Source organism: Cupriavidus sp. FW305-26 (genome assembly GCF_058787975.1).
The window spans coordinates 1-21871 of sequence record NZ_JBYTAH010000083.1 but is presented as its reverse complement, the minus strand read 5'-3'; the positions used below and the strand labels follow the sequence as shown (position 1 = coordinate 21871).

Sequence of the window (21871 nt, the reverse complement as noted above, 5' to 3'; positions counted from 1 at the left end):
CGGAAAAGACCCATTCGGAGGCAACCTGACCCTCCCCCGGCTACCGGGAATGCATGACCCTTGACTCTGTATCTACTTCAGGGTGTGAAATGCTTCTGATAGACCGAAAAAGGCGAATGATGAAGATCGACCCAGCCCATACCGTAGGCGCCGCGGAAAGCACCCTAAACTCGGATCAGGCGCAGCGCCTGGACGGCGCTACGACCGTCTTCCTCATTCCCAACATGGATTGCCGCAACGAAGAAGCGGCAATCCGGGCACGGCTTGCCAAGTTGCCAGAGGTAGAGTCCCTGTCGTTCGACCTGCCGCAGCGCCGACTTGCTGTCCGGCATGCGCTATCGACCCCAGAGCCGCTGCTCGAGGCCCTCCATGCGATCGGCATGCAGGCGTCGCTGGAGGCCGGAGGCGATGCGGCGGGCGACGGCACTTGCGGCTCCGCTTGCTCCAGGTCCTGCGCAGGCAGCCAGAGCGCGGCGTCGAAGGATGTCTTCACGATTCCAAACATGGATTGCCGCTCCGAAGAGACGGCGATCCGCGACCGGCTGGAGCCACTAAGCGGCGTGCAGTCGCTCGAGTTCGACCTGCCCGCACGCCGGCTGTCGGTCGTGCACACGCTGCCCTCGGCGGAACTCCTGCTAGCGCAGTTGCGGGCGATCGGCATGCAGGCAAGGCTGGGTGAGAACACAGCCCCACCGGCAGCGAGCAGCAAGGTGATACCAGAGGCTGGCTGCAGTCCCTGCGACAAGCCGGCTATCTCGTTCGCTCCTGCAGCCAGCGGCAACACCACGCAGTTCCTGATCACCAACATGGACTGCCCCACCGAGGAAGCACTGATCCGCAAGCGCTTGGGCAAGGTGGAAGGCATCGATCGGCTGGACTTCGACCTGATGAACCGCCGGCTGGCAGTGCAGCATCGTCTTGCAGATCCCGCACTGGTCTTAGGCGCACTGCGCGAGATCGGCATGCATGCCACGGTCGAGCGCGAGGCAGGGGCAAGCTCCAAGGGACAAGTCACCTACCTGATCGAGAAGATGGACTGTCCGACCGAAGAGGCGCTGCTGCGCAAGGCCTTGGAAGCCATGCCGGGTGTCAGCGGCCTGCAGTTCAACCTGATGAGCCGCACCCTGACCGTCAGCCATTCGCTGAAGGACGAAGCGCCAATCACAGGGGTCATTGAGCGACTCGGCATGCAGCCGGTGCTGCGCGACCACAGTCGGCCGGCACCTGCAGTCACACGGGAGTTCGGCACCGGCATTTCGAAGGCGGCGTGGCTGCGTATGGGGGCTGCCGGCGTGCTGGCGGTCGGTGCAGAAGTCCTCGCGTTCTCGGGGATGGGTGAATCGGCGTGGCCGGTGGTGGGCGCGTCGCTGGCCGCCATTGCGCTGGGCGGCATCGAGACCCTGAAGAAAGGCTGGATCGCCCTGCGTACGCTGTCGCTGAACATGAACCTGCTGATGACGATTGCCGTCGTCGGTGCCGCCTTGATTGGCCAGTGGCCGGAAGCCGCTGTGGTGATCTGGCTGTTTGGCATCGCGGAGATGATCGAGGCGCTGAGCCTGGACCGGGCGCGCAATGCGATCCGCAAACTGATGGATTTGGCGCCGGAAACGGCACTGGTCCGCCAGGACGACGGTCGCTGGCAAGAGGTCAAGGCCGAGACCGTGTCGGTCGGCGCCATCGTGCGGGTGCGACCCGGCGAACGCATCGCCCTGGACGGCGTCGTGGTTTCAGGCGCCTCGGCAATCAATCAGGCGCCCATCACCGGCGAGAGCATGCCGGTGGAGAAAAACCCTGGCGACACGGTGTTCGCGGGCACGATCAACGAACGCGGCACCCTGGAATTCGAAGTGCACTCGCGCAAGGGAGAAACCACCCTCGACCGTATCGCCCGTTCGGTCCAGGAAGCCCAGGGCCAACGGGCACCGACGCAACGCTTCGTCGACCGCTTCGCGAGCGTCTACACCCCGTTTGTCTTTGCCCTGGCGATCGCCACTGCCGTAATCCCGCCGCTGTTCTTCGGTGCGCCCTGGTTCGACTGGGTCTACAAGGCCTTGGTGATGCTGGTGATTGCCTGCCCCTGCGCCTTGGTGATCTCGACCCCGGTCACGGTGGTCAGCGGCCTGGCAGCGGCCGCGCGGCGCGGCATCCTCGTCAAGGGTGGCTTGTACCTGGAACAAGGCCGTCTGCTACGCGCGGTGGCGCTGGACAAGACTGGCACGCTCACTCACGGCCGGCCGGCGCTTACCGATACGTTATCGACGGGCCCGCTTTCTGAGGCGGACGTGCTGCGCATTGCTGCCAGCCTGGATGCCTTGTCCGAGCACCCCGTGGCCACGGCGATCGTCCGCGCATACGGCGACCAGCCGCACGCCCCGGTGCAACGCTTCGAATCGCTGGCCGGCCGCGGCGTCAGGGGTGACATCGACGGCCAGACATACTACGTCGGCAATCACCGGCTGGCGAATGAACTCGGCGTGGCCGGCGAGGAGGTCCGCAAATTGCTGGAGAGCCTGGAAGCGCAGGCCAAGACGGCGGTGGTGCTCGCCACCGACAAGCAGGCACTGGGCGTCCTGGCAGTTGCCGATACGGTCCGCGACAGCAGCAAGCGTGCGATAGCGGCGCTCAAGCAGTTGGGCGTCGAGCCGGTGATGCTCACAGGCGACAACCGCAAGACCGCCGAAGCGGTGGCCGCGCAGGTCGGTATCACCGATGCCCGCGGCGACCTGCTGCCGCACGACAAGCTGGCTGCGATCGAAGCACTTGGCGCGAAGGCGCCTGTGGGCATGGTCGGCGATGGCGTAAACGATGCGCCCGCGCTGGCCAAGTCGAACATCGGCTTTGCGATGGGCGCCGCGGGCACCGACACCGCGATCGAGACCGCCGATGTGGCGCTGATGCAGGACGACTTGCGCAAGCTGCCCGAGTTCATTGCGCTGTCGCGCCGGGTGGGCGGCGTGCTGAAGGCGAACATCGCGTTTGCGATCGGCACCAAGGCGGTCTTCATGGTGCTCGCCTTCACCGGCCACGCGAGCCTGTGGCTCGCGATTCTCGCCGACATGGGGGCGAGCCTGGCAGTGGTGTTCAACGGATTGCGCCTGCTGGGCCCCTCCGCATCAGCCGACCGTGAACATGCGGGCTGATCGCAGCGTTAGTCTGGGCTACGCATTGGCGGCATTCATCGTGGCGATGGATGTCGTCACGAAAGGTGCTATCGTGACCTGGGTCGAGTACGGCTCAAGCCACGAGTGGCTGCCTGTCCTCAACATCGTGCATGTGCTGAACCGGGGTGCGGCCTTCAGTTTCCTGCACGGCGCTGGTGGCTGGCAGCAGTTCTTCTTTATCGCAATCGCCCTGGCGGCCTCGGCGTTCCTGGCGTACTTAATTCGGCGAGCGAGCACCTCCCGTGCAGAACGGATCAGCTTCGGGCTGATCCTGGGTGGCGCGTTGGCCAACATGATCGATCGGATCGCACGCGGAGCGGTGGTGGACTGGATCGATCTTCACTGGGGTCCATACCACTGGCCGGCCTTCAATGTCGCGGACATTGGCATTACCCTGGGTGCTGCCTTGATCGTGTTCCATGAACTCTTCGGCAGAAAACAGCAGGCACGCGCAGCCAACAGGTGAGCACGAAGGAGCCGACAGGCCGCTGTTGGCCACCGGCCGCGGCTGGGCCATCTATGTCGGCCCGGTTGAGGCTGGTCGGCTGCACCGGCATCTGGCAGCTCAGTTGGTATGGAGCAGGCAGGGATTGTTGCTCCTCGATGGCGCCTGGGGCGTACTGAGGACGCCTTGGCACTATTTTCCCGCCGGGTGACAGCATCGTCTCGTCGCGGCCGAACCGGTGCGCATGGTGTTCCTCGACCCGACTATGCACGGCGTTTCCCCTGCCTGCCCCCTCCGGCGGCCGCGACGGCCCTGAGCGCCGTGCAGGCGGATCTGCTGGAAGATGAACTGGACCGGTGGCTGCCAGGCACGACGCCGCCAGAGACAGAGGAAGTGTCACACCATTCCGCTGAAGATTCACATTGGGCAACGGTCCCGCCTCTGGCCGTAAACGGCGTTGGAGGGATCTGTACACGTCAAGAATGCTGCCGACGCCGTGGGTCTATCGTCTATCGTCCTCCCGCTTCATGCATTGGTTCGCCGAAACCAGCGGTCTATCGTTCCGCGCCTACGTGCGCTAGCTGCGCCTACAGCGTGCGGTGCGCTTACTTTCCGATAGTTGCACGCACATACGGAGGCGGCTCATCTTGCCGGCTTTACCGTCAGCGCGCATCTGACGCGCACCGTCGTGTCAACTTTCGGGATCGCGCCTGCGCCGCTGCGCGGCGCTCGGATTGCTTCTGCGGAGCAGTCCAGGCCGTCGCTTAAGCTGCACGGCCTGGCATTTGTCGATACCGCCTTGCCAAGAAGGCGCCAGAGAAGAACACAACCAAGGGGAAAAGCATGAAGATCGGCCAACTGGCTCGAACGGCTGGCACCACAGTGGAGACCGTCCGCTTCTACGAACAGGAGGGCTTGTTGCCAGCGCCCGCTCGTTCTTCCGGAAACTTCCGGCTATATGCTTCCGAGCACCTGGATCGTTTGGCGTTCATCCGGCATTGCCGCTCGCTGGACATGACACTGAACGAGATCCGGGTCTTGCTGCGCTTCAAGGATGCGCCCCACGACGATTGCGGAGAGGTCAATGTCCTGCTGGACAGCCACATTGGACATGTAGAGCATCGGATCCTAGAGCTGCGTGCCTTGGAACGGGACCTGAAGCAATTGCGCAGCCAGTGCGGTCAATCGCGAGAGGCAAAGGACTGCGGGATTCTCGAAGGCCTTACAAAAACGGCACACCAGACACCTCAGTCATTGGGAGAGGAGCAGGCACACGTCCAGGGTACCCACGGACGAAAACCTCCGGCCCCATCCGATCGTCCTGCTTGAGGGAAAGCTACGCTGCGGAGACCATCCAATCGGGATAGAATAGACCGTTTTTCGATGTCCCGAAACCCCTTATCGTTGATGCATCAGAGGATCCGTACTGCGCGCTGAACGTCGCTCATGAAAATCCAGCCGGCTTCAGCTTGCCCCGTGGCTGCAGCCTTGGCAATGGCGTCAGCCAGAACTTCAACCACGTCGTCGGCGCATACAAGTTCGAGCTTATATTCTGCGACGACGGCTTCAGCAAGCTCCATCGAATAATGCTGCTGCGTGGGATCCCCACTCGCGAGCGGCCGTTGCACCTTGGATACGGTGATGTTGTGACAACCGTTGCCGGAGTTACTCATGTCGCAATGACCCGAGTCTTTCAGCGCCTCCAAGACGTTGGCGATACGGTGTTGTCGAACGAATGCCTTGATCTCTTTCATTGGTGTTCCCCCTGGCAGCGATTCGGGCGGGCGAGACAGCGCGCAACTAACTCAGGTCGAAGCACGCTTGCGTTCCGCACGCCTTGCCACCCACTCGTACATGAGCGGCAGAAGCAAAAGCGTCAGCGCCGTTGACGTGATGAGTCCACCGACAACTACCGTCGCCAGAGGTCGTTGAACTTCTGCTCCCACCCCTTGTGAAAGTAGCATTGGCACCAGACCGAGGATTGCCACCGAGGCTGTCATTAACACGGGGCGCAGGCGCAGCGTGGCCCCTTGGCGCACCGCTTCGCGGATCGACAAGCCCTGGCGGCGCTGATCGTTGAGAAAAGAGATCAATACAATGCCGTTCAGCATTGCAACGCCGAAAACGGCAATAAAACCGATGGCGGATGGCACAGAGACATACTGTCCGGTCAACGCCAACCCGAAGACGCCGCCGATCACGGCGAACGGCACGTTAGCAATGATCAGAGTGGCGTGAGCGAGCGAGTTGAATGCTGTATACAGCAGCAGAAAGATGAGGCCAATGGTGAGCGGCACGATCAGGGTAAGCCGCGCCATAGCGCGCTGCTGATTCTCGAAAGCGCCACCCCATTCCATCCAATATCCCTCCTGCAGCTTGACCTGACGGCGGATTTTCGCGTCGGCCTCACGCACGAAGCCGTCCACGTCGCGGCCCTTCACGTCCATCTGCAACACAGCATAACGCTGGAGTTGCTCGCGGCGCACGAAAGTATAGCCCTCGTCCATTTCCACCGTGGCGACGCGTGACAGCGGCACCAGCGCGCCGGTCTGGGTGCGCAGCGGAATGTTGCTGATTGCCTGCCGACTGTCCCGATAGGCAGCGTCGAGCCGTACCTGAATATCAAAGCGACGCACGCCGTCGATAAGGGTGCTGACAGCCTTCCCGCCTATCCCTGCCTGAACGACCTCCAGGATCTCATCGGCATTGATGCCAAAGCGCGCGGCCGCTTCCCGGTTGACCTTGATCACGAGTTGGGGCTTGCCCTTATTAGCCTCCAACGAAAGATCGGCGACACCCGACACGGAGCCAAGCAATGGCTTGACTTGGCTCGCCAGCCTGTCAAGGATGGTGAGATCTGGCCCATAGATCTTCAGGGCGAGCGTAGCGCGAACGCCGGAGATCAGTTCTTCGACCCGCATCTGGATCGGCTGGGTATTCGAAAGCACGACCGTCGGCATCGCGCGCTCCAGCGTTTCCTTCATTCGGTCAGAAAGCTCCGGCAGGGTGATTTCCTCCGGCCATTGCTCGCGCGGCTTTACATCTACCAAGACCTCCATGTAGTTGGCATCGTTGGTCTCCCCTTTCTCCGCCCGCCCAATGGTGGCGAGCACCGACTTGGTTTGGGGGAACTGCTGTTTGAGAACAGCGTCCATCGTGCGAGAGATCCGTATTGATTCCTCCAGCGACGTGGAGGGAATACCGGTAACCCGGAACATGATGGCGCCCTCCTGCAACGTGGGCATAAACTCCTTACCGAGGAAGGGAAATATCCCCAGCGCCGCAGCCAGCAACGTCAGGGCTGAGCCAAGTACCCACTTCTTTTTCTCCAGCGCCAGGTCGAGAAGCGGCAGATAAACGGCCTTCACCCAGCGCACCAGGAAAGTATCCTTCTCCACCTTGGGTCTCAGAATCAAGGCCGATAGGACCGGTATCAGCGTCAGCGTAAGAATCAGCGAACCGGCCATGGCAAAGGTGATAGTAAGGGCCATGGGCTTGAAGAGCTTGCCCTCGAGCCCGGTGAGAGAAAACAGGGGCAGGAACACCACGATGATGATGAGGATGGCAAAGGCGATGGGATTGATCACCTCGCGCGCCGCTTCCAGGATGACATGGGTTCGATTCACGGTAGCTCCCGCGTGGTGGGAAAGCAGCCGGAAACCGTTCTCCACCATCACCACTGCGCCGTCCACCATCATGCCGATGCCGATCGCCAGGCCCGCCAGCGACATCAGGTTAGCGGAAAGGCCAAACTGCTGCATGAGCAGAAACGCGATCAGCATGGCAAGCGGAAGCGCGAGAATCACTACCAGCGCCGATCGTATTTCACCGAGGAACAAGACGAGCACGATTGCTACGAGGATCGAGCCTTCGATCAGAGCACTCTCGGCCGTTTTCAGGGCCTTTTTGACAATGTCCGTACGATCGTAGACCGGGTTGAGCGTTACACCGGCTGGCAGCGCCTGCTGCGCGAGCTGGAGCTTCTGCTTGACTCCATCCACCACGTGCTTGGCGTTTTCGTGAATGCGGGCCAGGGCAATGCCAAGCGTGACTTCCTGTCCGTCGCGAGTCACTGCACCGAAGCGGACGGCGGGGCCTTCCTTCACCTCGGCCAACTCGTGCAGGTGAATGGGAACTCCTTCTCGCTCGGCGACGACAATATTGCCGATGTCTGCGGTATTCGAGACCAACCCTAATCCGCGCACGAGGTACTGTTCCTGACCCAGATTCACATATTGACCGCCTACTTGCCGATTATTGGCAGCCAGCGCCTCCATCACGGCCTTGTAGCTGAGGCTGTACTTGATGAGCTTCTCGGGATTGATCAGGACCTGGAACTGCTTCTCCTGCCCCCCCCATGTCGTAATGTCATCCACGCCTGGCGCTGTGCGCAATATCAGGCGTACACTCCAATCATGCAACGTACGCAGATCCATGGCCGAGAGCTTCTTGTCGGCCGACTCGACCGTATACCAGAACACTTGGCCGAGCCCCGAACTATTCGGCCCCAGGGTCGGTTCCCCGTAGCCTGCCGGGATTCGCTCTCGCGCCTCCTGCAGCTTTTCGCCAACGAGGCGTCGGGCGAAATAGATGTCCAGGTCGTCCCTGAAATAGACGCCGACATAGGACAACCCGAAGAGAGACACTGAGCGGATCTGCTCAACCCCTGGCAGGCCTGCCATGGTGGTCTCGATGGGCGCCGTCAGGAGTTTCTCCACATCCTCCGCCGCCAGTCCTGGCGACTCCGTATAGACATTGACCTGGTTCGGCGTGACATCGGGAAAGGCGTCCACGGGCACTGCCAACCAAGCTCGCACGCCGAGGAATACAACCACCGCGAATCCCACCAACACCAGCACCTTGTAGCGTAGCGAAAAGTCAACGATGTGGTTCAACATGGCAGCGTCCTAGTGGCCTTCGCCCAGTTGTGCCTTCAAAAGGCGCGCCTTGAGGGCGTAGGTTCCCGCTGTCACCACCGTCTCGCCCACGGCGAGCCCCTTCTTGACTTCGACGCGGTCGCGAAGTCTTACGCCCAGTTCCACTGGGCGCGGCTCAAAGCCACCTCCCGATTCAACAAAGACCGTGGGTTGGCCTTGCATTAAGACCACGCCCTCTTCCGGCAGCAAGAGCGCTTTGCGGTTGGAGCCACTGCGGGTGTGTATCGCGGCTGTAGCGAACATCTCCGGCTTGAGGCGTCCGTCGAGGTTGGTCACTTCCACCCGCGCCTGCACCGTCCGCGTCTCCTTGTCTACGACCGCTGCGATATAGGTTAGCCGGCCCTGAAAGGCTTCGTCGGGGTAGGCGGCAACGGTGATGACGGCCGGCGCTCCAATCTGCACCTTGCTGAGATCCTTTTCAAAAAGGTTCGCCTCGATCCACAAGCGAGACAGATCGGCAATGACGAAGAGCTGCTTGTCCGGCTGCGCCAGCTCGCCCAAGATAGCGTGCTTTTCAATGACTGTTCCGGTGAATGGAGATATCAGCGGAAACGTGGAAACCGCGTTGCCGTTGGATGAAAGCACCTGGCTTACCCCGAGCATGCGCAGACGATCCGCAGCAGCAGCGAATGCCGCCTTCGACTTTTCGTACTCGGCATGCGCGCGCAGGTGGTCCTTCTGGGCGATGATCTGCTCGCCGTGGAGCTTTTCGGCACGTTCGAAGTCGGCTTTAGCCACTGCCTGAGCAGTCCTTGCCTGCAGATAAGCCGAATGGGCTTCGCCAACTTCCAGGCTATCTAGCACCGCGAGCGTCTGGCCGGCCCGCACCGCATCGCCCAGATTCGCCTGGACCTTGACGATGCGCCCCGGCACCCGCGGCGCCACGTGGACGATTCGCTCCTGATTGGGCCGAATCGTGGCGGTCACGGTCAATTGCTCGGCGACCTCCTCTTCGCTCAGTCCTGCCGTCTTGATACCCGCCGCGCGGATTTCCTCGGCACTGAGCTTGAGCCGTTCCGCACCGCCGGGCTTGTCGGTGTCTTGCGACGACTCCTGGCTCTGTTGGGTCGCAGCAGCTTGGGGCGTTGGTGGTTCGCCCCGGCCGCAGCCTGACAAGGCCAGCACCGACAGCCCGGCCGCAAGGACGCGGCATCGCTGGAATAGGAAGAGTGCCTTCATGCGTGAACCTTCGAGGCGGGCCCCTCAGTGTGGCGCTCATGTAACATCCGACCGAGGGGTATCATTTCGACCTCAGCCAACCTGCCGCTTGTTCCAACTCGACGCGCGTCAGGGCCAGTTCGGTTAGGGCATCCAGCACCTCGCGTCGAGTATCCAGGACTTGCCGCGTCGCAAGCAAAAGCTGTGTGAGGCTGATCTCTCCGGCGCGGTAGGCCGTGGCGGAGAGGCGCTGGTTCTCCCGCAGGCGGCGCAGGACAAACTGCTCCACCTTGGTGACGCGCTGGCGCACGTTTGCCAAGTTTTGCCACAGGACTATCACGCTTGCGCTGGTATCGCGGATAGCGGCCTGTCGCTCAAGCTGGGCCTGGGTAAGCTCGGTGCCCGCCCTGCCGATGCCTGCTGCATTGCGGCGAAATAGCGGTAGCGGCAGCGAAACGCTCAGCCCTACAATCCTCTCGCGTCCCTGTACCGGCCCTTCGCGACCAGCGAAGAGTCCCACGGTGACATCCGGAAAGACCGCGGCCCGCTCCAGGCCAAGGCGACTGCGGGCGGCCTGCTCCCGGTGATCGAGGGCACGCAGTCGGGGCCGGGTGGAAGCCGTCGACAATAGCTGCTCGAGGCTATACGGCAAATCAGCGGCATCAGAAACAAGGTCGCCTTGGACTTGCGGCAGCGTATCCGCTGGCAGTTGCAGCGTCGCCGCGAGGTCGGCGCGGGCGCGGAGCAGTTGTTCGCGCACCGCCTCGAGCTGGTTGTCGGCGCGCCCTAGTTCTACTTCAGCAAGGTTGTGGTCAAGCTTCGTGTCCTCGCCTGCCTCGAACCGCTTTCTCGCAACGCTGACATTGTCCCGAATCAAGGCGACGACCTCCGCCTCCATGGCGGCGCGGGCCTGGAGGCTTAGCACGCGGACAAATCCCCGCTCGACTTCGGCCCGAACTTGCCTTCGTGTTTCTTCCACAACCTCCTGGAGCGCCGCCAGATCCTGCTCCGCCGCGGTCCGTCGGTATCCTTGCTGGCCAGCGATCTCAAGCGCCTGACTGAACTGAGCCCGCCATTCCCGCTGGATACCGTCCCCGGCGCCAGGCTGCGGAACCGTGCGCCGCAACCCTTCGGCATTCAGGTGAGGGTTGTTCCACAGAGGACTCCGGGCGTCGGTGAGTTGCCCCTCGACGGCGCCAAGGCTGGCCTGTGCCGCGTTGAGCGCTGGATTGGCCTGCTCGGCGATCTGCCAGGCCCGCTCCAGCGTAAGAAAGGATTCGGCGGCGCTGAGGTCAGGAACGAAGGCCAAGAGCGTGAGCACCCCGGCCAGGCGGCCAAGGCGCGCGCACAACCAACGAGGGTTCAATACCATGTTCCGTCGAAGTCGCCTGTCGTTTCAAAAACCCGCAGGGGCCACCAGCTTCCTACGCCTGACGGGCCCTGCGAGCGCCCCGGCCGCCTTAGCGCACCTGCCCTGTATCGATCGTGCAATTAGACGCTTACCCTGTCCCACCTGCTGTGAACATTAGTCCGCAAACAGGGGCGAGGCAACTTCCGACCGGTAGAAAAATACCTTGTGGCAAGAACCAGGACTCCCATCGACTGAACCGCCGCCCTTCGTGTCACCTCTCCTATCCGCGCGCGGCGCCACCAAATCGCAATTCGAAGCGGGTGATGCGGCCCTCAATATTCACAGCCCTCACGGTGCCGCCATGTAACTCCATAATGGAGCGCACAATGGCAAGTCCCAGCCCCGTCGAGCGATAGCCATTCGAGCGCGCGCGGTCGCCTCGATAGAAGCGCTCGAAGATATGCTCGAGATCCTCTTCCGGGATCGGTTCGCCGCGATTCGAGACCTGGACTACGACCTCTGCTCCAACCATCGCGCTTCGGATTGCAACCATGGATCCGGCGTCGGCGTGTCGGATTGCGTTGTCCAGAACATTATTGACGGCACGGCGAAACAGCATGGAATCGGCCAGCACGTGCCCCTTCGCTGTCACGGAAATCGTGATGCCCCGCTCCTCGGCAAGGATGGAGAAGTAGTCCGCCACCTTAGACAGCACCTCCTCCAGATCGAGGCTAGTCAAATCAAGTCGAACATTGGCCCCCTCGGCGCGTGCCAGGAACAACATGGAATCGATCATGCGCGACAGTCGCTGGTACTCGAGCAGGCTCTCCTCCAGCACTGCGGCATATTCGGCGGCATTGCGCTCCTTCGACAGCACCACTTCCGCATGGCCAATGAGATTGTTCATCGGCGTGCGCATATCGTGGGCGAGGTCGGCAGAAAACCGATAGAGTCGCGCGTAGCCTGACTCCAGACGCTGCAGCATCTCATTGAACGCATTCGCAATCTCTCTTACCTCGGCAGGACGCGTCGGCGCGTCAACCCGATAGCCGAGCTGCTCCACATTGATACGATGGACTTGCTGCACCAATCGCTGTGCCGGCCGAAGCTCCCGCCGGGTGATGATCGCGCCAAGCATCGCGGTCAAGATGACCGACACAGTCGTACCTATCAGGAGACGGTACTTGAAGCTCCGGATAACTTGTGCTCGCTCGGTCCCACTTTGAGCAATCGTCACGATCGCCACTGCGCCACGGTCGCCGAATACCGTGGTCCGCCGACCTGTCAGAAGCGGTGTATCGATGCGAGGCTCAATACGGGGGGTGTTTAAATCGAAGTTCTGTGGGAGTGTATCGCTGGTTCGATACAGCAGTTGCCCTGTCTGCGCTCGGACCCGTATTGCCAAACCATCATATCCGCGGACCAGATCATCGATGCGATGTGCGGAATCCGGGATTCCGTTGACCGCATCCATCTCGCGAATAAGGTGATCCACCTGGGCCAGCTTACCGCGGATGAGTTCCTCGTCGCGCGACTCGAGCTGGGCCATTAGGGAATAATAGGAATAGGCTCCCACGCTGGTAAGCGCCACCGTTACCAAAATGGCAAAGAGCAGCGCTAGCCTGCTAGGGAGGGACCGTGGCATGGCTATTGCCCGCGCTGCGGGTCAAGTACATATCCCATGCCACGTACCGTGTGAATCAGTTTAGTTTGGAACGGATCGTCGATCTTGGCTCGCAAGCGGCGAATCGCGACATCCACGACGTTGGTATCCGTGTCAAAGTTCACGTCCCACACATGAGAAGCGATCGATGGGCGCGACAATACTTCCCCGCAACGTCTTGCGAGAAGGTGGAGTAAGGCGAACTCCTGCGCTGTCAGCTCCACCTTCGCGCCGCCACGGGATACACGCCGCCCTAGCACATCAATTTCCAGGTCGGCGATGACTAGACGTTCGGACTCGCGTCCGATGCTTTGGCGCAAGCAACGCCGGATTCTCGCCAGGAGCTCCGCGAATGCGAACGGTTTTACCAAATAGTCATCGGCCCCGAGATCGAATCCCTTCACCCGGTCGGAGACTTCATCCCTAGCCGTCAAGAACAGCACCGGGGTGTTACGCCTTCTCCGAATGGATTTGAGTACGCTCCAGCCGTCAGCGCCCGGCAGCATCACGTCCAACAAAATCACGTCGTATGCCATCTCTTCGGCAAGATGCAAGCCGTCGGTGCCGCTCTTTGCCACGTCCACCACAAAGCCCGACTCGGTCAACCCTTTCTGCAGGTACGCGGCGGTTCGCGCCTCGTCCTCAATGACCAGAACTTTCACTACTCATGTCCCCCATGGTCGTGCCTGGCTTCGTTGCCCTTTCCGGCCAGACCGATCTGATTCGCATACTGGGCAGCCGACGCAAAGTGCGAGATCGGATCCGCCTGCCAGCAAGGCGTCAGTTCGGCTTGTATGGTGATGTGCGTAATACCAAACTGCTTCGCCAGCAGTTCACGAATGCCGGGCAGAATCTCGCGCTCGGGGTCCACTCGGGAATCGTTGACTATGTGGACCGTGAGACTGATCTTGCCGCTGGTGAGCGCCCAAACATGCAAATCGTGAATGCTCTCCACGCCCTTGACCGATAGCAAAGCTGCTTCCACGCTCTCAATCTGAATGTCTTCCGGAACACCTTCCAGAAGAATATTCAGGCTGGATTTCATCAGAATCCAGGTCCTGGGCAGGACCCATAGCCCTATCAGTACCGCCACTGCGGAGTCGACCCAAGACCAGCCCGTCAGGCGGATGACAACGGCGCCGACAATGACTCCGAGCGAGCCCAGAAGATCGCTCCAAACCTCTAGATAGGCGCCTTTGACATTCAGGCTCTGGTCTTTCCCTCCGGAAAGCATTCGCATGCTGATGAGATTCACCAGCAGGCCCACGGTGGCGATCACCAGCATCCCAGTGGATTCGATTTCTGGCGGTGATTTCAGTCGCAGGTACGCCTCATACAGGATATATAGCGCCACGCCGAATAACAGCAACGCATTGAAGGCGGCCGCAAGAATCTCGAAACGGTAGTAGCCAAACGTGCGTGCCTTGTCCGCAGGGCGCTTGGCGATCTGGATGGCGGCAAGCGCGATGGCGAGTGCCGCCGTGTCGGTGAACATGTGCGCTGCATCGGAAATCAGCGCCAGGCTCTTGGTAAGAATACCTCCGACCAGTTCCACAAGCAGGAACGTCGAGGTCAAGGCAAGCGCAAACTTCAATGCGCGCTCGTTTCCCGTTGTGTGACTGTGATCGTGTCCTGCGCTCATTGCCGTCCCCTGATAAGTGGGGCGGATGCCGGCATCCGCTGGCACCCGCCCAGCTGCGGTCATACGGGTTGTGTCACCGGAACCTCGACTTCCTCGACTACTTCCTCGTCTTCGTCTCGCCGATGTGCCAGCCTGTAAAGCACGGGCAGGACCAAGAGGGTCAGGGCGGTCGAGGACAGAATGCCGCCGATGACCACCGTCGCGAGCGGTCTCTGCACCTCCGCGCCAGTCCCGGTAGCTATCGCCATCGGAACGAAACCCAACGACGCGACGAGCGCAGTCATGAGGACCGGCCTGAGCCGCGTCAATGCGCCGAGGCGTATGGCGTCCTCGAGGGAACGTCCCTCCTCACGGAGCGTACGAATGAACGACAGCATGACCAAGCCGTTCAAGACGGCGACACCGGATAGCGCAATGAACCCCACTGCAGCCGAGATCGAAAGAGGAATGCCACGCATCCAGAGCGCCAGAATACCGCCGGTCAAGGCAAATGGGATACCGGTGAAGACAAGGAAGCCGTCCTTCACGTTGTTGAACATCGCAAAGAGCAGCACGAACACCATCAGGAGAGCGACAGGCACCACGATTTGCAGACGTGTGGTGGCAGACTGCAATTGTTCGAATGTACCTCCCCACGTCATCCAATAGCCGGTCGGAATCTTCACCTGCCGTTGAATCGCCGCTTCCGCCTCCGGCACAAACGATCCGATGTCCCGTCCGCGGACATTGGCGCTCACCACAATCCGGCGCTTGCCATTTTCGCGCGACACCTGGTTGGGCCCCGGCGCCAACTCCAGCGCGGCTACCTCGCTGAGAGGTATATATGTGGTCCGGCTGTCGCCCCCGTTCTTTGTCAGCGGGACGGGTAGCCGGCGCAGTGCTTCCATATCACCCCGAACCGCATCGGGAAGCCGGACGAGGATGTCAAATCGCCGGTCGCCCTGAAAGAATGTGCCAGCGGCCTTCCCACCGATGCCGATGGCAACGGCATCCTGGACATCGCTCATATTCAGGCCATAGCGTGCGGCTTTTTGTCGGTCGATGCTTACGGTCAGCATGGGCAGCCCGGTAGTCTGCTCTACCTTCACCTCGGTGGCGCCCTGTAGCCCCTGCAGAACAGCGGCGACCTTGTTCGCGGTCTCATTCAAAACTTTGTTGTCGTCTCCGAAGATCTTGACCGCGACATCGGAGCGTACCCCCGAAATCAACTCGTTAAAGCGGAGCTGAATCGGTTGTGAAAACTCATAGTTGTTTCCCGGTAACTTGGCCGCCTCAGCCTGGATTGCCGCGAGCAGTTCTACGCGCGACTTGGTTGGCTTGGGCCATTCTGCCTGCGGTTTTAGCATGATGTACCCATCCGAGATATTTGGCGGCATCGGATCCGAGGCAATCTCCGCCGTGCCTGTTCGCGCAAAAATGCGTTCAATCTCGGGAAACTTCGCCTTCAAGTTCGATTCAAGCTGTTGCTGCATTTCAACGGACTGCGAAAGGCTGGTACCTGGTATCCGCAGCGCCTGGATTGCGATATCGCCTTCGTTGAGATTCGGCACAAACTCGCTGCCGAGCCGTGATGCCACCGCAAGACAAAGAATGATCGCTACGCACGCGAACGTCAGGACGACGGATGTGTTAGCCAGAGACTTGTCCAGCAGGGGTTCATAACGGTGCTTGGCCCATTCCATCAAGCGGTTCTCTTTCTCGGCAACCTTCTCGCCAATAAAGAGCGCCACCGCGGCCGGAACGAAGGTCACCGACAACACCATGGCCCCCAACAAGGCAAGCACGACGGTGAATGCCATGGGATGGAACATCTTCCCTTCCACGCCGGTCAGGGCGAAGATAGGCAGGTAGACGATCATGATGATAATTTGGCCGAACAATAGCGGCCTGCGCGCTTCACGCGACGCGGCAAACACTTCATGAAACCTCTCACTGCGCGTGAGCGGCCGCCCGTGGTGCGCCTGTGCATGGGCAAGTCGGCGCACGCAGTTTTCCACGATCACGACCGCACCGTCGATGATGATGCCGAAGTCCAGTGCCCCCAGACTCATCAGGTTTGCGCTGATTTTGTAGTTCACCATTCCTGTAAAGGTGAACAACATGGCCAGCGGAATCACCAGCGCGGTAATAAGCGCTGCGCGGATGTTGCCGAGGAACAAGAACAGGATGGCGATCACGAGGATGGCACCTTCCAGAAGATTCTTCTTGACCGTGGCAATCGCCTTGTCAACCAGTACGGTTCGGTCGTATACGGTCACGACCTTGACCCCATCCGGCAGGGTTCGATTCACCGCCTCCATCTTCTTGTCAACGGCCTGCGAGACAGCGCGGCTGTTCTCGCCGATCAGCATGAAAACCGTGCCCAGGACGACTTCCTTGCCGTTTTCGGTGGCTGCCCCGGTACGAAGCTCGCGGCCGATTTCAACGTCAGCGATATCGCGCACACGAATCGGTTGGCCTTGTGCGGTGCCAACAATGACGTCCCGGATGTCGTCGATCGATTTGACCTGCCCAGGAGCGCGCACGAGGTATTGCTCCCCGCGCCGTTCGATGTAGCCGGCGCCCACATTGTCATTGTTCTTATCCAACGCGGTCACCACGTTAGTCAGGGTGAGACCGTATGACGCGAGTCGTTCCAGACTCGGGGCAACAAGATACTCCTTGGCAAATCCCCCGATGGAGTTGATTTCCGTCACGCCTGGCACGTTTCGCAACTGCGGTTTCACCACCCAATCCTGGATCTCGCGCAGATCCGTTGGCGTGTACGGAGCCCCGCTCGGCTTTCTCGCGCCGGGCTCCGCCTCTACCGTCCAGAGATAAATTTCTCCCAGGCCGGTGGAGATGGGACCCATCGTCGGCGTAATGCCCTCCGGCAGTCTCTCCTTCGCCTCCTGAATACGCTGGTTGACGAGCTGGCGCGCAAAGTATATGTCGGTCCCGTCCTTGAAGATGACCGTCACCTGGGACAAGCCATATCTGGAAAGCGAGCGCGTCTGCTCCAGCCCCGGCAGCCCCGCCATCACCGTCTCGATCGGATAGGTGATGCGTTGCTCCGTCTCGAGGGGCGAATAGCCGGGCGCTGAGGTATTGATCTGAACCTGGACATTGGTGATGTCGGGCACCGCATCAATGGGCAGCCGCGTATAGTTATAGGCGCCCAGTGCCGCGACCCCGAGAACGGCCAGCAACACCAGCCAGCGCTGCTCGATGGCAAAACGGATGATACGTTCAAACATGCCTGTCTCCCGTATCAATGCGAATGCTCGGCGCTGCCTTTGCCGAGTTCCGCTTTGAGAATGAAGCTATTGGTTGCCGCATAGCGCGTGCCCCCTTTCAGGCCATCCAGCACTTCAATGACCTTGCCATTGGTGCGACCGGTCTTGACAGGCTGGGCGACGAATCCGCCTGGGACAGCCAGGAAAATGACATTCTGACCGTTGATCTCCTGTACGGCTTCGGATGCCACGGCGACGGGCACCTCGACATCCGCGCCCAGCACGTTGACGGTGACAAAGAGGCCGGGACGCCAGGCCATATTGGGGTTCACCAACGTCACTCTCGCCTTGGCCGTGCGCGTCTGCTCGCCAAGCAACGAGCCGACATAAGACACCGTGCCTTCCGCGTTGCCGTCAAAGGAAGTCGAGTTGATGGTGACCTTCTCCCCCACGCGTACATTGCCCAGGTCTTTAGCGGAAACCACAAACTCGGCCCACACGGTGGACAGGTCTGAGATGGTGAAAATGCTGGCGTCTTCCTTGACCGCTTCGCCGAGTGCCAGGTGTTTCTCAACGATGATGCCGTCGAACGGGGCCCGAAGTTCGAATTGGTTCAATCCCTTCGCGGCGGCACTCGCACCAATGGCTGTCAGCTTTTGCTGCGCGTTCTGCACGGCAATCTGCGCTTCCTGCTGGGCAGTTCGCGCCTGCAGATAGTCCTGTTCCGCGGAAATCTTTTCTTCCCAGAGCTTCTTCTCCCGCGCGAAGGTGGTTTGTGCGAGATCCAGCCGCTTCTGTGCAGCAAGCAGTTCGCTACGCTGCTCGGACAGGCCGGTGCTTGCGATGATGGCAAGCACCTGGCCCTTTTTGACTTGCTGGCCAATGTTTGCCGGGACGCTTTCGACGACACCAGCCAGACGCGGCACCACATGCGCAGTGCGGTCTTCATTGAAGCGGATTTCGCCAGGGAACTGCAGCCCGGTCTGCACCTTGGCCGGGCCAGCGACCTGAATGCCGATCGAGGCCTGTTTGAGTTGCTCGGCGCTCAGCTCGAGCTTGCCCTCTTCCTTGGCCAGCGTAGCAATGATCGGCGCTTTGCCGGCGGCGACAGTCACCCGCACCGTCGCGTCGAAAACATGTGGTTCGGCGATGCTGGTCTCGCTCTGCAAGTAATCGCCCACCTGCTTAAACTTCAACGGCTGCACTTCTCCAGTTGCACGCTTGATCTCGGCGGCAACAGAAGCACCGGAAGCGACAGGCTTGCCAGCGTTCAGAATCCAAAGCCTGAGGCGCGCTTCGCCGCCCTCTTCGACCATTGCCAGTTCAACCGCATCCTTGTCGTGGACAAACAGGTTACCCCCGTGCGGCCCTTTCCTCGCCGCCTCGTGGTGCTCCTCGTCGGCATGGCCCTTGTCGTCGGCATGGCCTTCCTTGGCGGCCTGGCCATGGTGCTCCGCGTCGTCATGCTCCTTTGCTTCGGCGTGTTCGGCGTGGCCGTGCCCGCCTTCTTCATCTCCCGAAGTCCTGCCAGTCAGCAGCACTGTCCCGATACCGAGTACACCTGCGATAACAATTGCCGCGATGGCGGCGCTCTGCTTCTTCGTGATAGCCATTCTTCAGAAATCCGTGGTTAGCGTCCAAGGATGCGGTCGATGGTGGTCGCCGACTGATACGTTCTCGCCAGGACACCCAGATACCGGATGCGTGCCTGGAACAAGGTACGCTGTGCGTCGAGCACATCCAGGAAATTAAACTTGCCAGCTTCAAAGCCTTTGGTTGCCGCGTCGTACGCCTGTTCGGCCGCCGGCAAGACGGTGTTCTTCAGGGTCTGGGCTGACGCGCGGGATACGGCAAGCTGATTCGAAGCCAGTTGCAACTCGTTCGTGAGCCGGACCCGGGTAGCCAGGTATTCATCCTGTGCCTTGTCGGCGCGGCGAATGGCCTCGTAAAGATTGCCCTGGTTTCGATCGAATAGCGGCAGCGGGATCGCAACCCCCAGAACCGCCATGTTGCGACCGGCTTCATTGTCGCGCTTGGCGCCCACGCTGACGGTAATGTCCGGATATTGGCGACTGCGCTCGACGCCAACCTGCGCCTGGCGCCGGTCAAGCGCAAGACGGCTTGCCAATATGAGGGGAGAGTTTTCAAGTTCCGTGCGAAGCACATCTGGTGCCGGACGGGCGGGCAATGTGTCGAGATCCCCCTTCGCCTCAGAAAACTGAGGTACGGCATTGCCCCACAGGGCTGTAAGGGCCTGACGTGCGGACTGCAATTCCGACGTGGCCTCTGCCAACTCCAGTTCGGCATTGGCTTGCTCGACGCGCGCCTTTGTTTCCTCTACTGGTGAAATCTTGCCCGCGGCGACACGGCGCGCTGCCGCCTGCGCGCCCCTTGCGGCGATGGCCGCAGAGCCGGTTGCCAGTTGGACCCGCTCTTGTGCCACCAGAACCGCAAAGAAGGAGGCGATAACAGTGGCCCGAAGGTCCGCGCGAACGCTGCTCAGTTCCGCCTGCGCGACGTCCCTGCCGCGCTCGGCGGCCGTGATCCGCGCGGAACGCTTGCCGCCGAGCTCAACTGGAATATTGACCTGGCCGGTCGTGCTGCGAGTTGCTTTTCGCGTGTCCTCGACGGTTGCGGCGATCTGCGGATTGGGAATCGTTCGCGCCTGCATGATGGTTCCCTCGTTCGCATCCACCTCCTTGGCCGCGGCGGACAAAGAGAAGTTGCTGGCGGCCGCGAGGGACAGCGCGGCATCCAGGGTCAACGGCGCGGCGGGTTCACGCGGAGCATAGGCAGACGGGGGAGCCGCTGGCTGGGATTGCGCGACAACGGAAAATGGACTGAGAAAAGCAGCCGCCAGCCCGAGCGGCAGAAAAAATCTTCGCATCGAATTGCACCAAGGGATCAACCAGGAGAATTCGGCGAGACGCTTGAAATCTGTTGAGAGTCGTCTCGCCGGCTATACGAGACGGTGCCATTGAGGGCGATCAGGCGCCCTGGCGCAAAGGGAGGTGAAATCCGGCTCCGAAGGAGCCGTTGCCAGCTCGACCCGCTGGACGGTTTGCATCCGAGGCGCATCAGCATGTGCGAAGGGCGCGGACGCAATATGACAAATGCCGCAATCGCTATCGACGAGGCTCAGCTTGTCCTTGTCGGCCTTGGGCTCAGCCTTGTGGTGATGTTCATGATGACCAAAATGCCAACTGGCCGGCGCGGGGGTTTCATGCTGGCAATACGTTGCCGCGCCCGCCCAGGCAAACTGGAAAGGCAAGACAAGCGCAAGAAGAATGAGGAAAACCCGTCGCATCGGCGAAGTATAGCGTACCGTCTTTGGGAGCCTTGCAAGACAAAGCCCCGTCATGAATGTTGCAAAGCTGACGTCAGGCGTAACGCGCGACGAACAGACGCAAGTGTACCTGAGTAGCGGGACAGGAAAGTGTCGCCTACATTACAAAACCGTCATCGCACGCCCCTGTGACCGCACATCGCGTGACATTCACGCTCAACCACGGCGCTTCGGACGCTGAGTGCTCTTTGCGTACTTTCTCTTCGCTTTCCTCTGGCTAGCGGCCTTGCCGTGACGCCATCGGAGGAAGGCCGCAAAGCCTCCGTACAGCAACACCAGTCCTATGGCCATCACCGCAATCGTTGTGGCGACGTCGGAGGAAATATGGTTGTGGTCCATAGCGCGGCGCTCGTAGCAAGTAAAGGACAGAGGGCAAAGCGCATTCTTATACACCCGACGCCTCCTGTTTGTCAGAGCCTGGCGGGCCAAGCAGGATGTTGCCGAGGCATTTCCTTGCCGGTTCCGGGCAAGCCGCAGGCCACCAAGGTGGCCATGTTTCCCATACCGGCTCGCTCCCGAGCATTCAACGTCCTGCCAGAATAAGTGCCGTTGCGAACAGGTAACCGACGATGGTGGAGATTCCAGTCACGGCCATCCCGAAAGCGCGACCAATGGGCGGTCGCGAATAGCCGAACGCGAAAGTCGCGCGACCAAGCAGGTACAGGAAGACCAAAATGGGTATCAATCGAAGTTCCGCGCCGTTCAGCACTGTTGCCAGAATCAGATGAGCGCCTACCGCGAGCACGGTCTGTTCCAGTGAGTTCTGCAGCACTGCCATTCGCACCTTAATGGCAGGACTCGGCTGTCCCGACGCCGAGCCATGGATCTGCCAGTGTTCCTGTGGCTGGCGGGTTGCGTGCGAGCGGTCAGTAAGGGCATGCGGTTATACACAACTGTCCCCATCGTCGACGGATCGTAACCCTCGCAAAGTCTTCGCAGCGACATGAACTTCT

The 21871-nt window shown here is 60.8% G+C and carries 15 protein-coding genes; 3 read left to right on the top strand and 12 right to left on the bottom strand.

Annotated elements, in window-relative coordinates; translation table 11 throughout:
• Window positions 1–116: 116 nt before the first annotated feature.
• From AC3WQZ_RS30875 to cadR, 3 genes are all read left to right on the top strand, one after another.
• Window positions 117–3140, top strand: a complete 3024-nt coding sequence (locus AC3WQZ_RS30875) for a heavy metal translocating P-type ATPase (RefSeq protein ID WP_454751272.1) — start codon at window positions 117–119, stop codon at window positions 3138–3140.
• On the top strand, window positions 3130–3627 hold the full coding sequence (gene lspA, locus AC3WQZ_RS30870) for a signal peptidase II (RefSeq protein WP_454751287.1): 498 nt from the start codon (window positions 3130–3132) through the stop codon (window positions 3625–3627). Before AC3WQZ_RS30875 ends, lspA begins: the two co-directional genes overlap by 11 nt.
• Before the next feature lie 822 nt (window positions 3628–4449).
• Entirely contained in the window at window positions 4450–4935 is a 486-nt protein-coding gene (gene cadR, locus AC3WQZ_RS30865; RefSeq protein ID WP_454751273.1) for a Cd(II)/Pb(II)-responsive transcriptional regulator, read from the top strand.
• An 83-nt stretch (window positions 4936–5018) separates the two neighbouring features.
• On the opposite strand, the gene AC3WQZ_RS30860 is transcribed toward cadR, so the two are convergent.
• From AC3WQZ_RS30860 to AC3WQZ_RS30805, 12 genes are all read right to left on the bottom strand, one after another.
• The gene (locus AC3WQZ_RS30860) at window positions 5019–5360 is read right to left on the bottom strand and encodes a P-II family nitrogen regulator (protein WP_454751274.1); all 342 of its coding nucleotides are present in this window, start codon (window positions 5358–5360) and stop codon (window positions 5019–5021) included.
• A gap of 51 nt (window positions 5361–5411) precedes the next feature.
• On the bottom strand, window positions 5412–8504 hold the full coding sequence (locus AC3WQZ_RS30855; RefSeq protein ID WP_454751275.1) for an efflux RND transporter permease subunit: 3093 nt from the start codon (window positions 8502–8504) through the stop codon (window positions 5412–5414).
• 9 nt (window positions 8505–8513) lie between these two features.
• Window positions 8514–9722, bottom strand: coding sequence for an efflux RND transporter periplasmic adaptor subunit (locus tag AC3WQZ_RS30850; RefSeq protein ID WP_454751276.1), 1209 nt, complete (start codon window positions 9720–9722; stop codon window positions 8514–8516).
• 61 nt (window positions 9723–9783) lie between these two features.
• A complete protein-coding gene (locus tag AC3WQZ_RS30845; RefSeq protein ID WP_454751277.1) occupies window positions 9784–11073 on the bottom strand; it encodes a TolC family protein in 1290 nt (429 codons plus the stop codon).
• Between the two features lie 259 nt (window positions 11074–11332).
• A complete protein-coding gene (locus tag AC3WQZ_RS30840; RefSeq protein ID WP_454751278.1) occupies window positions 11333–12697 on the bottom strand; it encodes a heavy metal sensor histidine kinase in 1365 nt (454 codons plus the stop codon).
• A 2-nt stretch (window positions 12698–12699) separates the two neighbouring features.
• The gene (locus AC3WQZ_RS30835; protein WP_454751279.1) at window positions 12700–13377 is read right to left on the bottom strand and encodes a heavy metal response regulator transcription factor; all 678 of its coding nucleotides are present in this window, start codon (window positions 13375–13377) and stop codon (window positions 12700–12702) included.
• Window positions 13377–14357, bottom strand: a complete 981-nt coding sequence (locus tag AC3WQZ_RS30830; protein WP_454751280.1) for a cation diffusion facilitator family transporter — start codon at window positions 14355–14357, stop codon at window positions 13377–13379. Before AC3WQZ_RS30830 ends, AC3WQZ_RS30835 begins: the two co-directional genes overlap by 1 nt.
• Window positions 14358–14416: 59 nt before the next feature.
• A complete protein-coding gene (locus AC3WQZ_RS30825; protein ID WP_454751281.1) occupies window positions 14417–17593 on the bottom strand; it encodes an efflux RND transporter permease subunit in 3177 nt (1058 codons plus the stop codon).
• 14 nt (window positions 17594–17607) lie between these two features.
• Entirely contained in the window at window positions 17608–19185 is a 1578-nt protein-coding gene (locus AC3WQZ_RS30820) for an efflux RND transporter periplasmic adaptor subunit (protein WP_454751282.1), read from the bottom strand.
• A gap of 17 nt (window positions 19186–19202) precedes the next feature.
• On the bottom strand, window positions 19203–20459 hold the full coding sequence (locus AC3WQZ_RS30815; RefSeq protein WP_454751283.1) for a TolC family protein: 1257 nt from the start codon (window positions 20457–20459) through the stop codon (window positions 19203–19205).
• Between the two features lie 72 nt (window positions 20460–20531).
• Window positions 20532–20879: a cation efflux protein, CzcI family gene (gene czcI / locus AC3WQZ_RS30810; RefSeq protein WP_492301855.1), complete on the bottom strand. Its 348-nt coding sequence runs from the start codon at window positions 20877–20879 to the stop codon at window positions 20532–20534.
• A 562-nt stretch (window positions 20880–21441) separates the two neighbouring features.
• Entirely contained in the window at window positions 21442–21744 is a 303-nt protein-coding gene (locus AC3WQZ_RS30805; RefSeq protein WP_454751288.1) for an MAPEG family protein, read from the bottom strand.
• Window positions 21745–21871: the final 127 nt, after the last annotated feature.